Raw genomic sequence first — 18,607 nt, forward strand, 5'->3', positions numbered from 1 at the left:
CCAGGCGGCGGCGACGCTCCGTCATGTCCGCGTCCAGTGTCCGGAGAATCCCCATGCCACGCCCCGCCGGGGGCGGCGCCTGCTATCGCGCCGTCCTCTCCCTCCCGCATGCCCGCGGCCTCTTCGCCGCCGCGATGCTCGCCCGGCTGTCCTACGGACTGCTCAGCCTGCCGCTGCTGCTGACCCTTCGTCAGAGCACTGGCTCCTATGCCGTCGCCGGGGCTGCCGCCGGTCTGTTCGGCCTGGTCAGCGCACTGCTCGGACCGGCCAGGGCGCGGCTGGTCGAGCGCCGTCCCGGCAGTCTGATGCTGCTGGCCGCGGTCTACGCCGGGCTGCTCGCCGTGATCGCGCTGACCGGCCGCACCGGCGCGGCGCCCTGGTCCGCCATCGCCCTGGCCGGGGTGACCGGGGTGTTCCCGCCCCCGGTCGGGCCGCTGATGCGGGCCCTGTGGGGAGTGCTCGCGCCCGGACCCGAACAGCGGCAGCGGGCGCTCAGCCTGGACACCGTCTCCGAGTCGAGCGTCTTCGCCGCGGGTCCCGCGCTCGGCGGGACGCTGATCGGCGCCTGGTCGGCGCCGTCGGCCCTGGCAGTCTGCGCGGCGCTGGTCCTGCTCGGCTTCTCGGCCCTGGCGGCGGCGCTCCGGCGGGTCCCGGGCGGCGGGCTGCGCCCGGGACCCGCCGACGCGGACGCGAGGTCGGGCCCGGGGCCGCTGCGCAGGCCGGGTTTCGCGCTGATGCTGCTGGTGGTGCTGGGTTCGGGCGGCGCCCTCGCGGTGGCGGAGATCGCCTCGCTCGCCGCGTGGGGCGCAGGTACCGCCGGATCGCTGCTGACCGTCTGCTCGGTGGGCGGCGCCGTCGGCGGGCTGGCCTACGGCCGGGGGTCCTGGCGGGCCCCGCTCGGCCGACGGCTCGCGCTGCTCGGAACCGCGGGCGCGCTGTGCTTCGCCCTGCCCGCGCTGCTGCCGGTGGTCCCGGCCGCCGCGGTCGCCTTCCTGGGGGCCGGGATCAGCATGGACCTGCTGCTGATCACGGCCTATCTGCTGGTGGACGTGCTGGTCCCGGCGGGGGCCAGGGTGGAGGCCGGGGCCTGGGTCAACACCGGCTACAACCTCGGCTCCGCGCTGGGCTCGGCGCTGGCCGGGGCGCTGCTGGACCGGGGCGGGAGCGGTGCGGTGTTCACCGCCGCCGCCGTGCTGGCCGGCCTCGCGGCCGTCGCGGCGACGGTGGCGGGCGGGCGGACGACCGCCCACCCGCCACCGGCCGTTGACACCGGCTCAGGCGGGCACGACGGTGATCTCGCCGAGTCCCAGGTCCTTGAGCGGTCCTGCGATTGACGCCGCGTCACCCACCAGCACGGTGACCAGCCGGTCCGGCGGGAAGGCAGCCACGACCGCCGCCGTGGCCTCGGCCGTGCCGGTCTCCGCGAGCCTGCGGTAGACCTGCGCCTGGTAGTCGTCCGGAAGCGCCTGCTCCACCTGGTCGGCGAGGGTGGAGCAGACCGCCGACGCCGTCTCGTAGCGCAGCGGCGCCACCCCTACGAGGTTCTGCACCGCGATGTCCCGCTCCTCGTCGGTCAGGCCCTCGGCGGCCAGCGTACGCAGGATGGCCCAGGTGTCGGTCAGCGCCGGCACGGTGGACTCGGTGTCCACCGAGCCGGAGATCGCCAGCAGCGCCCGGCCGCTGCCGTCCGCCCCCGAGCGCAGCGGCTGGGCGAAGGCGCGGACCCCGTAGGTGTAGCCCTTCTCCTCGCGCAGCACCTTGTCGAGGCGCGAGGTGAGGGTGCCGCCGAGGCAGTAGGTGCCGAGGATCTGCGCCGCCCAGGACGGGTCGTGCCGGTCGGGGCCGATCCGGCCGATCAGGACCTGGGTCTGCACCGACCCGGGCCGGTCGACGATGACGACCCGCCCGGTGTCGTCGCCGACCACCGGGGCCGGGACGGACGCGGGGGCCGGGGTCCCGGTCCAGTCGCCCAGGGTGGAGCCGAGCACCGCGTCGAAGTCGACCGAGGAGAAGTCCCCGACGATGACCGCCGTCGCGGTGGCCGGGCGGACGTGCGCGGCGTAGAACGCGGCCACCGCCGCGCGGTCGATCCCCTTGACCGTGTCCGCGGTCCCGGCCCGGGGGCGGGAGATCCGGTCGGCGGCGGCGAAGAGGTCGCCGTAGAGCGCGAACGCGGCCCGGCGGCTGGGGTTGGCCAGCTCGTGCACGATCTCGTCCAGCCGGTTGGCGACCACCCGCTCGATCTCGGCCTCGGGCAGCGCGGGTCCGCGGACGGCGTCGGCGAGCAGGGTCAGGCCGCGCTCCAGCCGCGAGGCGGGGACCTCCAGGGACAGCCGCAGCGCGGTGTGGTCGGCGTGCGCGTCCAGGTTGGCCCCGGCGCGCTCCAGCTCGCCCGCGAACTCCTCGGCGGTGAGCTGCTGGGTCCCCTCCGAGAAGGCGCGGGCCAGGACGGTGGCGACGCCGTCGAGACCGGCCGGCTCGGCCGCGAGCGGGGCGTCCAGCAGCAGTTCGACCGCCACCAGCTTCTGTCCGGGACGGTCGCAGCGCAGCACGGTCAGCCCGTTGGGCAGGGTGCTGCGGGTCGGCGCGGGGAACGCCCAGGGGGTGGCCTCGCCCGGCTCGGGGCGGGGGTGGAAGGTCATCGTGGAGGCGATGGTCATCGGTTCACGTCCTGGTCGGAGTCGGCGGCGGAGTCAGCGGAGGCGGCGTCGGCGGAAGCGCCGGAGTCGGCGTCGTCGCCCTGCGGCGGCGCCGGCTCGTAGGTCAGCACGGCGCGGTTCTCCGGCGTCAGATACCGCGCGGCCACCGCCTTGACCTCCTCCGCGGTGACGTCGAGCACCTTCGCCAGGGCGCCGTCCATCAGCTTGGGGTCGCCGAACAGCACCGCGTAGCGGCACAGCTCGTCGGCGCGGCCGTTCACCGTGTCCAGCCGGTCCAGCCACTCCCGCTCGATCTGCGCCTGCGCCCGCTCCAGTTCCTCGGGCGTGGGGCCCTCGGCGGCGAAGCGGGCGAGCTCCTCGTCCACCGCCGCCTCGACCGTCCCGATCCCGGCCTCGCCCGAGGTCTTGGCGTCCAGCCAGCCCAGGGACGGCGCCCCGGCCAGCCGCAGCAGCCCGAACCCGGCGGTGACCGCGGTGCGGTCGCGGCGGACCAGCCGGTTGTAGAGGCGGCTGGACTCGCCGGAGCCGAGGATGGTGAGCGCCAGGTCGGCGGCGTCGGCCTCGCGGGTGCCGTCCTGCGGCAGCAGGTAGGCGGCCATCAAGGCCTGTGAGGGCACCTCCTCGACCAGGTGCTGGCGCAGCGGCGCCACGCCGTCGCGGACCACCGTGCCGCCGTCCCGCGGCGGGCGCTTGCCGTCGTGCGAGGGGATGCTGCCGAAGTACTTCTCGATCCACATCAGGGTCTGCTCCGGGTCGATGTCGCCGACCACCGAGAGCACCGCGTTGTTGGGCGCGTAGTAGGTGCGGAAGAAGTCCTGGGCGTCGGCCAGGGTCGCCGCGTCCAGGTCCGCCATCGAGCCGATCGGGGTGTGGTGGTAGGGGTGGCCGTCCGGGAAGGCCATCGCGACCAGGCGCTCGAACGCGGTTCCGTACGGGACGTTGTCGTAGCGCTGGCGGCGCTCGTTCTTCACCACCGCGCGCTGGTTGTCCAGGCCGGTCAGGTCGAGGGCGGAGAGCAGCGAGCCCATCCGGTCCGCCTCCAGCCACAGCGCCAGCTCGACCTGGTGGGCCGGCATGGTCTCGAAGTAGTTGGTGCGCTCGAAGCTGGTGGTCCCGTTGAGCGAGCCGCCCGCGCCCTGGACCAGCTCGAAGTGCCCGTTGCCGGGGACCGAGGCGGAGCCCTGGAACATCAGGTGCTCGAAGAGGTGGGCCAGGCCGGTGCGGCCCTTGACCTCGTGCCGGGAGCCGACGTCGTACCAGAGGCACACGGCCGCGACCGGGGTGAGGTGGTCCTCGGAGAGCACTACCCGCAGCCCGTTGGCCAGGGTGTGCTCGATGATGACGGTTCCTTCGGTGGTGCTGGGGGCCGGGTGGGCCATCCGCTCGTCGTCCTTCCGGTCGGTTGCTGCTGCCTGCCGAATACTGAACTTGCCCTCATTGTGGTGCAACGAAGCGGCGCTCCGGATTGTGCTCCTGTTCGCTGCCGGCGTTCTTCCCGGCAGGTCCGCGGCGGCCCGCGGCACGGCCCTGTCACAGGAGTGTCGGCGCGAGGGGTCACAATGGGGGCGCCCGTACCGATTCGCCAGTGCCTGTCCATGAGCGCAAGGGAGCCCCGCCGCGATGGCCCGCCGCAGTTCGCAGACCCCGCCGCCCGAGGATTTCGAGGAGCGGATCCTCGACATCGACGTCGTGGACGAGATGCAGAACTCCTATCTGGAGTACGCCTACTCGGTCATCTACTCCCGCGCGCTCCCGGACGCACGGGACGGACTGAAGCCCGTCCACCGCAGGGTGCTCTACCAGGCCAACGAGATGGGGCTGCGCCCCGACCGCGGGTATGTGAAGAGCGCCCGCGTGGTCGGCGAGGTGATGGGGCGGCTGCACCCGCACGGTGACGCGTCGATCTACGACACCCTGGTCCGGATGGCGCAGCCGTTCTCGATGCGGCTGCCGCTGATCGACGGCCACGGCAACTTCGGCTCGCTGGGCAACGACGACCCGCCGGCCGCGATGCGCTACACCGAGGCCCGGCTCGCCGCCGCGTCGATGGCGATGGTGGAGTCGATCGACGAGGACACCGTCGACTTCGCGCCCAACTACGACGGCAGCGAGCAGGAGCCCGGCGTCCTGCCCTCGGCTTTTCCGAACCTGCTGGTCAACGGCACGTCCGGGATCGCGGTCGGGATGGCCACCAATATGCCGCCGCACAACCTGGGCGAGGTGGTCGCGGCGGCCCGGCACCTGATCCGGCACCCGGGCGCGGACCTGGACGCGCTGATGCGCTTCATCCCCGGCCCGGACCTGCCGACCGGCGGCCGGATCGTCGGCCTGAGCGGGATCAGGGACGCCTACGAGAGCGGCCGGGGCACCTTCAAGATCCGCGCCAAGGTCACCGTCGAGGACGTCACCCCGCGCCGCAAGGGCCTGGTGGTGACCGAGCTGCCGTACACGGTGGGCCCGGAGAAGGTCATCTCCAAGATCAAGGACCTGGTCAACGCCAAGAAGCTGCAGGGCATCTCGGACATCAAGGACCTGACCGACCGTTCGCACGGCCTGCGCCTGGTGATCGAGGTCAAGAACGGCTTCGTGCCGGAGGCCCTGCTCGAACAGCTCTACAAGCTGACGCCGCTGGAGGAGTCCTTCGGCATCAACAACATCGCCCTGGTCGACGGCCAGCCGCTGACGCTGGGTCTGAAGGAGCTGCTGGAGGTCTACGTCGACCACCGCTTCGAGGTGGTCCGGCGGCGCTCCGAGTTCCGGCGCCGCAAGCGCCAGGACCGGCTGCACCTGGTCGAGGGCCTGCTGGTGGCCCTGATCGACATCGACGAGGTGATCCGGATCATCCGCGGCAGCGACAACACCGCGATGGCCAAGGAAGGGCTGATGCAGCGCTTCGGGCTCTCCGAGACGCAGACGCTCTACATCCTGGAGACCCCGCTCCGCCGGCTCACCCGGTTCGACCAGGTCGAACTGGAGGCCGAGCAGGACAAGCTGCACACCGAGATCCAGGGCCTGACCGAGATCCTGGAGTCGGACACCCTGCTGCGCAAGGTCGTCTCCGACGAGCTGGCCGCGGTGGTCAAGCAGTTCGGCACCGAGCGGCGCACGGTGCTGCTGGAGGCCGGCGCGGTGGCCACCGCGGCGGTGCCGCTGGAGGTCGCGGACGACCCCTGCCGGGTGCTGCTGTCCTCGACCGGACTGCTGGCCAGGACCAGTGAGCTGGAGCCGGCCGCGGCCACCGAGGGCGGCGGACGCTCCCGGCACGACGTGGTGGTCTCCGCGGTCGCGGCCACCGCCCGCGCCGACATCGGCGTGGTGACCACGGCCGGACGGGTGCTGCGGATGCCGGTGATCGACCTGCCGTCGCTGCCGCCGAGCGCGGGCGCGCCGGTGCTCTCCGGCGGCGCGCCGGTCGCCGAGTTCCTGAAGCTGGACGCGGGCGAGCGGGTGCTCGCGCTGACCACGCTGGACGAGTCCTCCCCGGGCCTGGCCCTGGGCACCGAGCAGGGCGTGGTGAAGCGGGTGGTCCCGGACTGGCCGGAGAACAAGGACGAGTTCGAGGTGATCGGCCTCAAGGACGGCGACCGGGTCGTCGGCGCGGTCGAACTGCACACCGGCGAGGAGGAGTTGGTCTTCATCAGCTCCGACGCGCAGCTGCTCAGGTTCCAGGCGTCCCAGGTCCGGCCGCAGGGCCGTCCGGCCGGGGGCATGGCCGGGATCAAGCTCGCCGACGGAGCGAAGGTGCTCTCCTTCACCGCGGTGGACGGCGCGGTGGACGCGCTGGTGGTGACCGTCGCGGGCGCCGCCGACGCACTGGACGGCCTCGGCCTCGGCACCGCGAAGGCAACGCCGTTCGACCAGTACCCGCGCAAGGGGCGGGCCACCGGCGGGGTGCGCTGCCAGCGCTTCCTGAAGGGCGAGGACCGGCTGGTGCTGGCCTGGGCCGGGCCCACCCCGGCCCGCGCGGCCACCGCCAACGGCTCCCCCGCCGAGCTCCCCGGCCGCGACCCGCGCCGGGACGGCTCGGGCGTCCCGCTGGCCAAGGAGATCGCGGCGGTCGCCGGGCCGGTGTGACGGAGACCTGAACCGCGGAGCGGCGGTTGGGTGCGCCCGGGAAGTCCCCGGGCGCACCTGCCCCGCGACCGTCCCGCCCCGGGTCCAGCGCGACGCCGCCCCGCCTGACGACCCCGCGGTGCGGGCTGCCCCCGCCGGACGGCGGTCAGCCTCGAAGCGGGTTCGCCAGCGGCGTGTACGCCGAGTCCCCGCCGTCCGCGCCGGTCCAGCGCAGCAGCAGGTTGGTCTTGGCCGGCACCGTCGCCGCCGCCAGCAGGTCGGCGACCTCCCGGTGGTCGGCGCAGGCCGCGAACACCGCGCGGGCCGCAGGCCAGAGCGCGGACGCGACGGCGGGGCGCCGTTCGGCCACCGCCCCGGCGATCTCCAGCAGATGGTTCGTCACCAGGCAGTAGACCAGCCGCTTCCAGCCGTCCGCCGCCGCCAGCCCGGGGGTCGGCAGATCCGGGCCCAGGCTGGCCAGCAGGTCGCCGTGACGCTCCGTCAGCAGCTTGACCCCCTCGTGGTCGCGGAACACCGCCCGGTCCGGGAAGCCCTCGGCGTCCATCCCGACCAGGACGTTCTGCAGATGGCACTCCAGCACCACGCCGTGCCGCAGATACGCGTGCAGCACCGGGGGGACCACCTGCTCGACGTAGCGGCGCCACCAGGTCAGGGCAGCCTCGTCGGCGCCGCCGCGGTCCGACAGGCGGTCCAGCGGGCTGCCGGGGAAACCCTCGGCAAGCCCGGCGGCGAGCAACGGGCGGCTGCTCCCGGACAGCGGCCCGAAACCGTCCCTGACCAGCACCGCGAGCGCCTCGTAGGCGTCCTCGTCGGCCGACCCCGCCGACCCCGCCACCCCCACACCCGCTGCCCCCGCCGCCCCGCCGAGCGCGGCGGTGCGGTAGCCGTGGTCGGCGAGCATGGACGCCCCGGCCGGTGCGTCGCCGAAGGCCTTGGCCACCGCCTCGTCCACCGGGACCAGCCAGCGCAGGTCGCGCAGCCAGAGCCGGCGGATGTCATTGGTGATCCGCACGTCCAGGCTGAACTTGAGGAACAGGTCGGCGTCCGGCAGGTACACGGTGCGGACCGAGGAGGTGGCCCAGGCCCGCTCCGGGGTCGGCCCGAGGACCCGCAGCCGTCCGTCGGCGAACGCCGCGGCCGTCGCCGGGCTGCCCTCGATCAACCGCAGCTGCCAGGGGTGGGCGGGCAGGATCCGGAATCCCGGCGGGGCCAGGCCGCCCCACCGCTGGTCCAGCACGCCGCTGTCGCCGTCCCCCGCGAGCAGGTCCTCGCGCACGCCCAGCAGCGTCAGCGGGAAGCAGGCGTACGCCTCCGGCGCGTACGGCAGCCATCCCCCGACCGGGCCGCCGCCGCGGGTCTTGGCGGCCGGGTGCCTGCGGTGGCCGGCCACCAGCGCCTGCTCCGAGCGCAGGAACAGGTCGGCGGGCGGGGTCCGCCGCTCCCGGGCGGCGAGCAGCGCGGCGATCACGTCCCGGCTGTCCGCGATCTCCGCCGCGAGCGTGCCGTTGTCCACGCCGGTACGGGCCCGCAGCTCGCGTTCGGCGACCTCGACCAGGTCTGCCAGGGCGAGCGGCCGGGGCCCCTGCGGGGTCAGCAGCGCGGGTCGCTCCGGCCACCGGCCGGGCTCGACCCGCAGCCGCTGCCCGCTCGCCGGGAGCAGCAGCAGCTCGCCCTCGGGCACGGCCAGCTCGCCGACCACGCAGTTGAGCAGCGCCGTCAGCGCCAGGGCGTCCGCCCGCTCCCTCTGCCCGCTCATCCGCCGTCCCCCTCCCAGGTGGAATGTTCCGACCCTGGACCAGTCTCCTTCGGTGATCCACCGCAAACGCGGGGTATGACCGATTCATGCCTTCCGATCCGCGACCGCCCGAACACTCGCTGGAGTCCTCCTTCGCCGAGGAGTTGCGGGCGGTCCGCCCCGACCTGGTCCCGGCCTTCCACCGGGCGCTGCCCGGTGCACGGGCCGCGGTGCTGGCCCGGCTCTGGCGCTCGCTCCGGTTCGAACAGCTGCCCGGCGCCGAAGGGCACCGGCTCGATGGCCCCGACCTGCGCGGATACGAGGTCGGCGCGCCCAAGGACGAGTTCACCGTGCAGGCCGACGGCCGGACCTTCACCGACCCGGCCGCGCTGGTCACCGCGCTGGGCCTGGTCGGCGGGGCGGGTTTCGCCGCCGAGGTGGCGCACAGCACCGCCTCGCTCGCCCTCTCCCGCGCGGGCGCGGCAGACGCGTCTGGCAAGGCAGGCCCGGCAGGGACCGCAGACGCCGCGACCCCGCCCCGCGGCACCGGCCTGGTCGGCCAGGAGCAGAGCGTGGTGGACGGCCATCCCTACCACCCCTGCTGCCGCAGCCGTCCCGGGTTCACCGTCGCCGACCAGCTCGCCTACGCGCCGGAGCACCGTCCGGTGGTGCCGCTCGGCCTGGTGCCGCTGCCGCCGTCCGCCTGCGCGGTGGTCGGCGACTGGCCCGAGGCGCTGCGCGACGGCCGCGGCAGGCTGCTGCTGCCGGCCCACCCCTGGCAGCTGCGCGAGGTGCTGCCGGGGCTCGGCTTCCCCGCCGCCGAGGGCTCGCTGACGGCGGATCCGCTGATGGCGCTGCGGACCCTGGCCCCGGTCGACGGCGGCCCGCACCTCAAGACCGCGCTGTCGCTGCGGATGACCTCCTCGGTGCGGGACATCTCCGGCAGCTCGGTGCGCAACAGCGGCGCCCTGTCCGCGCTGCTGACCGCGGTGACCGAGCGGCTCGGCGGGGCCCTGGTGATCACCCGAAACCTGGCCGCGGCCTCCGCGCTGACCGGACCCCGGTGCGGCTCGTTGACCGGCCCCGGGCGGGAGTTCAGCGCGGAACTGGCGGTGCTGGTCCGGGAGTCCCCCGAGGTCCACGCCGGTCCGGGCGAACGGGTACTGCCGCTGGGGGCGATCAGCGCGGTGTCCGGCGACCCGGTGGCCTGGCTCGGCGGCCTGGCCCGGCTGGCCTGGCCGCCGCTGCTGCGACTGCTGTCCTGGGGGGTGGCCCTGGAAGCGCATGGCCAGAACCTGCTGGTGGTCCTGGACCAGCGGGACCGCCCGCTGCGGCTGGTCTACCGGGATCTCGCCGACGTCAGGATCAGCCCGCTGCGGCTGGCCGGAATCGGAGTGCACCCAGGCGGGCTGGCCGGCCATGTGCTGGAGGACGACCCGGCCCGGCTGCGGCGCAAACTGACCGGCTCGCTGCTCGGCGGCGGCTTCAGCAGCCTGGTGTCCCAGCTCGGCCTCGGTTCAAGGGGCTTGGAGGACGAACTGTGGGCCGCGGTCGCCGACGCGGCCCGGTCGGCGGCGGCGGTGCTGACGCCCGAGGACCGGCGGGCGCTGCTGGAGCAGCCGCTCCCGGTCAAGGCACTGAGCCGGATGCGGCTCGAAGGGCAACCCCCGGGCGACCAGTGGACACTGCTGCCCAACCCCCTTGCAGCAGCCCCGGGGGGAAAGTCGAGCCAGTAAGGCTAACCTTGCCTAGGTGAGCACCTGCACCACCCTGTCAAGGGAACTGATCGAGCCAATGAGCGGCACAGCCGCCACCGGCGCCACCTGGCTGCTGCTGGAGCAGCCGGGCCCCTGGGGTGCCAGGGCGCTCACCCACAGCCACCTGGATCCGGCCATCGGCCGCGCGCTGGAGGCCAGGGCCGAGGGCACCGGTCTGCGGATCGCGCTGATCCGCCGCCCCGGCCGGCACGCGGACGCCCCGCCCACCCCCAGCCGTCAGGTCTACCTCGCCCACACCGGCCCCGGCCGCTCCTGGGTCCGCGAGACGGTGCTGGACGACCCGGCCGAGCTGCTGGGGCTGGATTTCACCGGACCGGCCGCAGGCGGCCACGGCGGCCTGTGGCGCGAGTACACCGGCGAGCCGCTGGCCATGGTGTGCACCAACGGGCGGCGCGACCGCTGCTGCGCCCTGCTCGGCCGCCCGCTGGCCGCGGAGCTGGCCGCCAGCGGGCACGCACAGGTCTGGGAGGTCACCCACCTCGGCGGCCACCGCTTCTCCCCCACCATGCTGGTGCTGCCCTACGGCTACGCCTACGGGCGGATGTCCGCGCACACCGCCAAGGAGATCCTGGAGGCCACCAGGGACGGCCGGATGGTCCCCGAGTGGTGCCGAGGCCGCTCCTTCTGGGACCGGCCGGGACAGGCCGCCGAACTCGCCGTACGCGCGGGCATCGGCGAGACCTCGGCTGACGCGCTGACGGTCGACCAGGCCGCCTGCGGCGAGGACGCCTGGTCGGTCACCGTCACCCACACGGACGGCCGCAGCTGGACGGTGGAGGTCCGGCGCAGCGCCGCCGAGCCGGCCCGCTCCGAGAGCTGCCTCAAACTGCCCACCAACCCGGACCGCTACGACGTCCGGACCGACGGGCTCTTTGTTCAGCCGACGAAGTAATCACCGGGCAGAGCGCCGAAGTCCCGACGCGGGAGCCGTCGCACGCGTTACGCTGGAAACGCCTCCGGGCGCGCCTCCCCCGTCGCGCCCGGAGGCCCTGTCGTTCCCGGTGCCGCGGCTCAGACCGCTCCGGCCCCGGTCAGCGAGCGCACCTCCAGCTCCGCGTAGGCGTCCGGGTCGGCCCGCTCGCGTGAGGTGACCGTCCCCAGCCAGCCGAACAGGAAGCCGCAGGGGATCGAGACGATGCCCGGGTTCTGCAGCGGGAACCAGTGGAAGTCCACCCCGGGGAAGATCGCGGCCGGGCTGCCGGAGACCACCGGCGAGAAGACCACCAGCACCAGCGCCGGGACCAGCCCCCCGTAGATCGCCCAGGTCGCGCCGCGGGTGGTGAAGCGCCGCCAGAACAGGTTGAACAGCAGCGCCGGCAGGTTCGCCGAGGCCGCCACCGCGAACGAGATGCCCACCAGGAAGGCCACGTTCAGCTTCTGCGCGTACAGGCTGAGCACGATCGCCAGCGCGCCGATCACCACCGCCGCGATCCGGGCCACCACCACCTCCTGATGCTCCGTCGGCGGCTCCTCCTCCGGGTGGCGGAACGCACGGGCCCACAGGTCGTGGGCGAAGGAGGCGGAGGAGGCCAGGGTGAGCCCGGCGACCACGGCGAGGATGGTGGCGAAGGCCACCGCCGAGGTCAGCGCGAAGAGGATCGTTCCGCCACTGCTGCCCGCGCCGCCGCCCAGCACCTCCGACAGCAGCGGCACCGCGGTGTTGCCTGCCTCGTTGGAGGCCTTCACCGCGGTCGCCCCGACCAGCGCCGCGGCCCCGAGGCCGAGCACGATGGTCATCAGGTAGAACGAGCCGACCAGCCCGATCGCCCACATCGCCGACCGCCGGGCCGCCCGCGCCGTGGGCACGGTGTAGAAGCGGGCCAGGATGTGCGGCAGACCACCGGTGCCGAGCACCAGGGCGATGCCCAGACTGACGAAGTCCAGCCGGTTCACGGCGCTGCCGCCGTACTTCCGGCCCGGTTCGAGGTAGCTGTGGCCGTAGCCGCTGCCGTTCGCCGCCGAGCGGGCCAGCGTCCCCAGGTCGCCGTGGAAGCGGACCAGCACCAGGACGCAGAGGCCCAGCGTCCCGGCCATCAGCAGCACGCACTTGACGATCTGGATCCAGGTGGTCGCCTTCATCCCGCCGACCGTCACATAGACCACCATCAGCGCGCCGACCCCGATGATCGCCCAGGCCCTGGCCTGCCCCGAGTGCAGCCCGAGCAGCAGCGACACCAGGCTGCCCGCGCCCACCATCTGCGCCAGCAGGTAGAACAGCGACACCACGATGGAGGAGATCCCGGCCGCGGCCCGCACCGGGCGCTGCCGCATCCGCATCGCCAGCACGTCGCCCATGGTGTAGCGGCCGCAGTTGCGGACCAGCTCGGCCACCAGCATCAGCACCACCAGCCAGGCCACCAGGAAGCCGATGGTGTAGAGCAGCCCGTCGTAGCCGTAGAGCGCGATCAGCCCGGTGACGCCGAGGAACGAGGCGGCCGACATGTAGTCGCCGGAGATGGCGAAACCGTTCTGCAGCGGACTGAAGTCGCGGCCCCCCGCGTAGAAGTCCTCGGCCGCGCGGTTGCGGCGCCCGGCCCAGAAGGTGATGCCCAGGGTGACCAGGACGACCGCGATGAACAGCGCGATGGCGAGGTTGTGCCTGCCCCCGCTCACCGGAGCCGGTCCTGGGTCTCCCAGCGCAGGCCCAGCGCCGCGCGGTCCCTGCGGTCGCGGGCGTGCCGCGCGTACAACCAGGTGATGGCGAAGGTGCTGGCGAACTGCAGCAGCCCCAGCACCCAGGCGACGTTGAAGGGCCCGGCCACTGGACGGTCCATCACCCGGGGCAGGGTGACCGCGGCGACGATGTAGATCAGATACCAGGCCAGGAACGCCAGACAGGCCGGGAAGACGAAGCCCCGGTAGGCGCGGCGGACCTCCTGGAACTCCTCCCCCGCCTGCACGTGCCGGTACACCGCGGCGGCGGCGAGCTGCTCCGGCGGCGGCTCCGGAGCGGGCTCCGGCGCTGCGACCCACTCGGGCTCGGCCGCGGTGGCGATGACCTCGCTGCGCTCGGTCGGTTCGACGGCAGGGGTGGATTCGGCAGCGGCGGCAGGCTCGACCGGAGCTGCCCCGGCCGCGGCCGTGGCAGCGGCCTCAGCGTCGGCCCCGGCCGGGACCGCAGGCTCGGGCTGGAGCTGCGGCTCGAACTGCGGGTCGGGCTCGGACACGGGCTGCGGTGGGATCCTCTCGACCGACGGGGAGCGGTGCTCCGGGGCGGCCCACCAGTCGAAGACGCCCGCGTCCTCCCTCGGGACACCCCCTGCGGGCATCTCTTCCTGCGGCGCCGACGGCTCCTGCTCCGTGGGCGTCGGTGTGGGTTCCCGGTGTCTCAACAACTGTGCTCCCGCGTCGATGGAGTGACGGGAGCCCCATGGTTTGTGTCTCTGAAGGACCGAAGGTCTGTGTCACCCGCCGCCTCCAGGATGGTCAGCGGGCCGCCCCGATGTGGTCCGGTGTGCGGACGGTTCACTCCATCAGGTGAAGCCTCCGTCAGTGGCCGGAGAGACCGTGCCGATACGCGTAACCCACCGCCTGGGCCCGGTCCCTGACCCCGGTCTTGGCGAAGAGGTTGTTGATGTGGGTCTTGACCGTGGCCATGCTGACGAACAGCCGGGCGGCGATCTCGCTGTTGGAGAGCCCCTCCGCGATGAGCCCCAGCACCTCCGCCTCACGCACCGTCAGACCGTCCGGCAGCACGGCGCCCGGCCCCGCGCCCTGCGGAACAGGCGCCGCCGGGACCGCGCCCACCCCCGGCACCGCTCCCGCCGCCGCCCCCGGTTCGGGCGTCCGCCCCGGCTCCGGCGCCGCCAGCCGTTCCAGCAGCCGCGCTTGGATCCGCGGCGACAGCCCGGCCGCGCCCGACTGCACATCCCGGATCGCCTTGGCGATCTCCTCCGCCCCCGCGTCCTTGGTCAGATAGCCCCGCGCCCCCGCCTCCAGCGCCGGGAACAGCGAGTCGTCGTCGGCGTAGGTGGTCAGCACCACCACCTCCGTCCCCGGCTGGACCGCCCGGATCCGCCTGGTCGCCTCCACCCCGTCGCAGCGCGGCATCCGCAGGTCCATCAGCACCACGTCCGGCGCGTGCCGGTCGGCCAGGGCGACCGCTTCCTCGCCGTCCGCCGCCGCGCCCACCACCTCGATCCCGGGCAGCAGCCCGAGCAGCATCACGATGCCCTCACGCACCACCTTCTGGTCGTCCGCGACCAGCACCCGTACCGGCTTCTCGCTCATGCCCGCAGCCTATGCGGGCGAGCCCTGGGGTGCGGGCACCGTCAGCAGCACCCGGAAGCCGTCCGGGTCGGGACCGGCGACCAGCGAGCCGCCGAGCAGTTCGGCGCGTTCGCGCATCCCGCGCAGGCCGAGGCCGCTTCCCGCGGTCGCCAGCTCCGAGGCGGGCCGCTCGGTCAGGCCGCTGAGGACCTCCAACTCGACCGTGTCATCGAGGTACGACAATCGGAGCGCGCAGGGCGCACCGGGGGCGTGCTTGCGCACATTGGTGAGCGCCTCCTGCGCCGTGCGCCGTACCGCGACGCCGGTCTCGGCGGCCAGCGGGCGGGGCAGGCCCTGGACCGCCAGCGTTGCCTCCGGCAGCTGTTCCACCAGTTCCTTCAGGTAGTCGCCGACCGGTGCGAAGTCCCCGCGCAGCGCGGACAGCGCCTGCCGGGTCTCGGCCAGGCCGTCCTGCGCCATCCGCCGGGCGGCGACGATACGCTCGCGCAGCTCCGCGCGGTCGGCGCCCGCGTCCAGCATCAGCCGGGCCGCCTCCAGGTGGACCAGCTGGGCGGAGAGGCTGTGCGCGAGCACGTCGTGGATCTCCCGGGCGATCCTGGCCCGCTCGGCCAGCGCCGCGGTCTCCGCCTCGGCCGCCCTGGCCGCCCGTTCCTGCTGCAGCAGTCGCTGGGTGCTGCCCCTGGCCTCCCAGTCCAGCCGGCCGACGTAGCCGAGGATGCCGAGGCCGAAGATCACCAGGACGTCGCTCAGCCAGGAGGTGGAGCGCGGCACCGCCAGCAGGAACAGGATCGTGGCCAGGGCCGTCGTCGGCACCGCGACCACCAGCGGCAACCGCTGGACGGTGCCCATGGCGATGCCGCAGACGAAGATGATCCCGATCAGTGGGGCCCCATTCAGGGTGGTGACCAGCGCCTGGACCAGCACCACCGCCAGGCAGCCGAGCGAGAGCCCGATCCGCTTGCGCTGGACGGTGTGCAGGAAGACCCAGAACGCGGCCATCCCCACCGCGGTCTCCGCGGCGGTGGCCCACATGGCCGCGCCGTGCAGGTGGCTCTGGACGAACCCGCTCCACACCGCGAAGCTCAGGCCGACGTAGCGGACGACCATCACGATCCAGCGCCGTGGGGCGACCAGGCCCTCCCGCCTGAGGGCCTCGGCCGAGGGCCAGTCGGTCCAGTTCTCCACAGCGTTCCTGTCCGTCCGTCAGTTCGCGGCAGTGAAACCGTACGACGGGCCGAGCTCACGTGCCCGCCAGGTCACCACCGCCTTGCGCACCAGCAGCACGGCGGCCAGCGAGAGCAGCAGCGCGCCCTGCCCGGCGGCGACCCCGAGGGCCGCGCCGACCGCGTAGAACGCCACCCGGACCAGCAGCATGCCGGTCCAGGCGAAGGCCGTGGCCCTGGTCCCCTTGTACCAGACCGCACCGGACCCATCACGCCAGATCCGGGTGGTGAAGCCCCAGGCGAAGCCCATGCCGACCTCCACCAGGATGCCGATCACCAGCAGTGCCACGGCGGTGTCCTTGTGCGCCGGGTCGATCAGTCCGCCGTTCCGGAACGCCAGGACGGCCAGGACGGCGGGGACCACCAGCATCTTCCGGCCGTCCGCGTTCAGCTGCCGGGCCTTGAACTGGCGGGCGACGACGAGAACGACCACCACCACGACGAGTGCGATGTTCGCTGCGCTGTTCATGACCTGCTCCTGGTTGGCTGGGCGGCTGCGATACCTCAGAATCTACGGATCCACGCAGTTCACAGCCTCGGAGCAGGGGTGGAAGGACGGATGGAGAAGGCCCTCCACCCCAGGGTGGAGGGCCTTCGGCGACCATCGCGGAGGAGGTCCGACCTCCCCGGCCGCGCGGGTCAGGCGTCGATGCGGGAGCGGTCCAGCAGGGCGGCCGAGTCCACGATGAACTCCTTGCGCGGCGCCACGTCGTTGCCCATCAGCAGGTCGAACACCCGCTCGGCGGCGTCCAGCTGACCCACGTTGATCCGGCGCAGGGTGCGGTGCCGCGGGTCCAGCGTGGTCTCCGCCAGCTGGTCCGCGTCCATCTCGCCGAGGCCCTTGTAGCGCTGCACCGGCTCCTTCCAGCGCTGGCCCTTGCGCTGCAGTTCCAGCATGGTCTGCCGGAGCTCGCTGTCGGAGTAGGTGTAGAGGTACTTCTCCTGGCCCTTGCGCGGGTTGGTCAGCTCGATCCGGTGCAGCGGCGGCACCGCCGAGAACACCCGCCCGGCCTCGACCATCGGCCGCATGTAGCGCTGGAACAGGGTCAGCAGCAGGCAGCGGATGTGTGCGCCGTCCACGTCCGCGTCGGCCAGCAGCACGATCTTGCCGTAGCGGGCCTGGTCGATGTCGAAGGTCCGGCCCGATCCGGCTCCTATCACCTGGATGATCGCCGCGCACTCGGCGTTCTTGAGCATGTCCGAGACCGAGGCCTTCTGGACGTTGAGGATCTTGCCGCGGATCGGCAGCAGCGCCTGGAACTCGGAGTTGCGGGCCACCTTGGCGGTGCCGAGGGCCGAGTCCCCCTCGACGATGAACAGCTCGCTGCGGTCCACGTCGTCGCTGCGGCAGTCGGCCAGCTTGGCCGGCAGCGAGCTGGTCTCCAGCGCGGTCTTCCGGCGCTGGGCCTCCTTGTGCTGCCGGGCCGCGACCCGGGTCCGGGCGGCGGCGACGATCTTTTCCATCACCGCGCGGGCCTGGGCCTTGTCGTCCCGCTTGGTGGAGGTCAGATAGGCCTTGAGCTCCTTGGCGACGACCGCGGAGACGATCCGGGTGGCCGCCGAGGTGCCCAGGATCTCCTTGGTCTGGCCCTCGAACTGCGGCTCCGCCAGCCGGACCGTGACCACGGCGGTCAGGCCCTCGGTGGCGTCGTCCTTGGTGATGTCGTCCTCGGCCACCCGCAGCAGCTTGGCGGCACGCAGTGCCTCGCCCAGGGTCTTGGTGAGCGAGCGTTCGAATCCGGCCACATGGGTGCCGCCCTTGGGGGTGGCGATGATGTTGACGAAGGAGCGCATGGTGGTGTCGTAGCCGGTGCCCCAGCGCAGCGCGATGTCGACGCCCAGCTCCCTGGTGACCTCGGTGGCGGTCATGTGGCCGCGCTCGTCGAGGACCGGGACGGTCTCCTTGAAACTGCCGGCGCCCTGCAGCCGCAGGGTGTCGCAGACGGCCTTGTCCGGGGCCAGGAAGTCGCAGAACTCGGCGATGCCGCCGTCGTAGTGGAAGGTCTGCTCGTCGCTGGGCGCGCCGTCGACGGCCCGGTCGTCCCGGACCACGATGGTCAGCCCCGGCACCAGGAACGCGGTCTGCCGGGCCCTGGCGTGCAGGCCCTCCAGCGACAGCTGGGCCTCCTTGAGGAAGATCTGCCGGTCGGCCCAGTAGCGGGTCCGGGTCCCGCTACGGCCGCGCGGGGCCTTCTTGGTCCTGGTCAGGCCATTGGCAGGGGTGAAGTCGCCGTTCGGGCCGGGGCCGGCGAAGGCGCCGGGGGTGCCGCGGCGGAAGCTGACGGCGTGGGTGTGCCCGCCCCGGTCCACCTCGATGTCCAGCCGGGCCGAGAGGGCGTTGACCACGGAGGCGCCGACGCCGTGCAGGCCGCCCGAGGCGGCGTAGGAGCCGCCGCCGAACTTTCCGCCGGCGTGCAGCTTGGTCATCACCACCTCGACCCCGGACAGCCCGGTCTTGGGCTCGACGTCGACCGGGATGCCGCGGCCGTTGTCCCGGACCTCGACCGAGTGGTCGGCGTGCAGCAGGACCTCGATCCGGTCGCAGTGCCCGCCCAGGGCCTCGTCCACCGAGTTGTCGATGATCTCCCAGAGGCAGTGCATCAGGCCCCGGCTGTCGGTGGAGCCGATGTACATGCCGGGCCGTTTGCGTACGGCCTCCAGCCCTTCCAGGACGAGGAGGTGCCGCGCGGTGTAGTTGGAACCGTCGCTGGTGGAACTCCCGCCGCCCCTGAGGGTGCCGGTCTGCACGGTCGTTTCGGCGGTCACGCGCGTACTACTCCTCGTTACTCGGGTCCTGCTCGACGTCGTCTCGCATGCTGGTCGATCACGGTCGCGGCGCTACGCGGAGCGCGAACACGGGTCAATCCCCTGGCTCCCGGCACGGGTGTCGGTGCACCATGGCGTCAA

General features: G+C 73.4%; 13 protein-coding genes. 4 read left to right on the forward strand and 9 right to left on the reverse strand.

Annotation, left to right across the window (positions count from 1 at the left end; genetic code table 11):
- Positions 1-53 precede the first annotated feature (53 nt).
- Positions 54-1,334, forward strand: a complete 1,281-nt coding sequence (locus tag ACEZDE_RS24860) for an MFS transporter (protein WP_380539918.1) — start codon at positions 54-56, stop codon at positions 1,332-1,334.
- Here the strand turns inward: ACEZDE_RS24860 and ACEZDE_RS24865 are convergent.
- On the reverse strand, positions 1,275-2,660 hold the full coding sequence (locus ACEZDE_RS24865; protein WP_380539920.1) for a M16 family metallopeptidase: 1,386 nt from the start codon (positions 2,658-2,660) through the stop codon (positions 1,275-1,277). The two genes, ACEZDE_RS24860 and ACEZDE_RS24865, sit on opposite strands and share 60 nt — an antisense overlap.
- A complete protein-coding gene (locus tag ACEZDE_RS24870; RefSeq protein WP_380540139.1) occupies positions 2,657-4,039 on the reverse strand; it encodes a M16 family metallopeptidase in 1,383 nt (460 codons plus the stop codon). The genes ACEZDE_RS24865 and ACEZDE_RS24870 overlap by 4 nt, the downstream gene beginning before the upstream one ends.
- A gap of 241 nt (positions 4,040-4,280) precedes the next feature.
- Between ACEZDE_RS24870 and ACEZDE_RS24875 the strand changes: the two genes are divergently transcribed.
- On the forward strand, positions 4,281-6,734 hold the full coding sequence (locus ACEZDE_RS24875) for a DNA gyrase/topoisomerase IV subunit A (RefSeq protein WP_380539923.1): 2,454 nt from the start codon (positions 4,281-4,283) through the stop codon (positions 6,732-6,734).
- 145 nt (positions 6,735-6,879) lie between these two features.
- Here the strand turns inward: ACEZDE_RS24875 and ACEZDE_RS24880 are convergent, their stop codons facing one another.
- A complete protein-coding gene (locus ACEZDE_RS24880) occupies positions 6,880-8,490 on the reverse strand; it encodes an IucA/IucC family protein (protein WP_380539926.1) in 1,611 nt (536 codons plus the stop codon).
- Positions 8,491-8,576: 86 nt separating this feature from the next.
- Here ACEZDE_RS24880 and ACEZDE_RS24885 point away from each other — a divergent pair, with 86 nt between their 5' ends.
- Positions 8,577-10,205 (forward strand): IucA/IucC family protein, encoded by a 1,629-nt coding sequence (locus tag ACEZDE_RS24885; protein WP_380539929.1) that lies wholly within the window; start codon positions 8,577-8,579, stop codon positions 10,203-10,205.
- Positions 10,206-10,221: 16 nt separating this feature from the next.
- Entirely contained in the window at positions 10,222-11,139 is a 918-nt protein-coding gene (locus ACEZDE_RS24890) for a sucrase ferredoxin (protein WP_380539932.1), read from the forward strand.
- 119 nt (positions 11,140-11,258) lie between these two features.
- On the opposite strand, the gene ACEZDE_RS24895 is transcribed toward ACEZDE_RS24890, so the two are convergent.
- From ACEZDE_RS24895 to ACEZDE_RS24920, 6 genes are all read right to left on the reverse strand, one after another.
- A complete protein-coding gene (locus ACEZDE_RS24895; RefSeq protein ID WP_380539935.1) occupies positions 11,259-12,860 on the reverse strand; it encodes a solute symporter family protein in 1,602 nt (533 codons plus the stop codon).
- Positions 12,857-13,516 (reverse strand): DUF485 domain-containing protein, encoded by a 660-nt coding sequence (locus ACEZDE_RS24900; RefSeq protein WP_380539938.1) that lies wholly within the window; start codon positions 13,514-13,516, stop codon positions 12,857-12,859. Before ACEZDE_RS24900 ends, ACEZDE_RS24895 begins: the two co-directional genes overlap by 4 nt.
- A 220-nt stretch (positions 13,517-13,736) precedes the next feature.
- Complete coding sequence (locus ACEZDE_RS24905; protein ID WP_380539941.1) at positions 13,737-14,477, reverse strand: response regulator; 741 nt, start codon at positions 14,475-14,477, stop codon at positions 13,737-13,739.
- A gap of 9 nt (positions 14,478-14,486) precedes the next feature.
- Entirely contained in the window at positions 14,487-15,662 is a 1,176-nt protein-coding gene (locus ACEZDE_RS24910; RefSeq protein WP_380539944.1) for a sensor histidine kinase, read from the reverse strand.
- An 18-nt stretch (positions 15,663-15,680) separates the two neighbouring features.
- On the reverse strand, positions 15,681-16,169 hold the full coding sequence (locus ACEZDE_RS24915) for a DUF1453 domain-containing protein (RefSeq protein ID WP_380539947.1): 489 nt from the start codon (positions 16,167-16,169) through the stop codon (positions 15,681-15,683).
- A gap of 170 nt (positions 16,170-16,339) precedes the next feature.
- A complete protein-coding gene (locus ACEZDE_RS24920; protein ID WP_380539950.1) occupies positions 16,340-18,466 on the reverse strand; it encodes a DNA gyrase/topoisomerase IV subunit B in 2,127 nt (708 codons plus the stop codon).
- Positions 18,467-18,607 lie beyond the last annotated feature (141 nt).

The sequence above is a fragment of the Streptacidiphilus cavernicola genome (assembly GCF_042510955.1).
Lineage (GTDB): Bacteria > Actinomycetota > Actinomycetes > Streptomycetales > Streptomycetaceae > Streptacidiphilus > Streptacidiphilus cavernicola.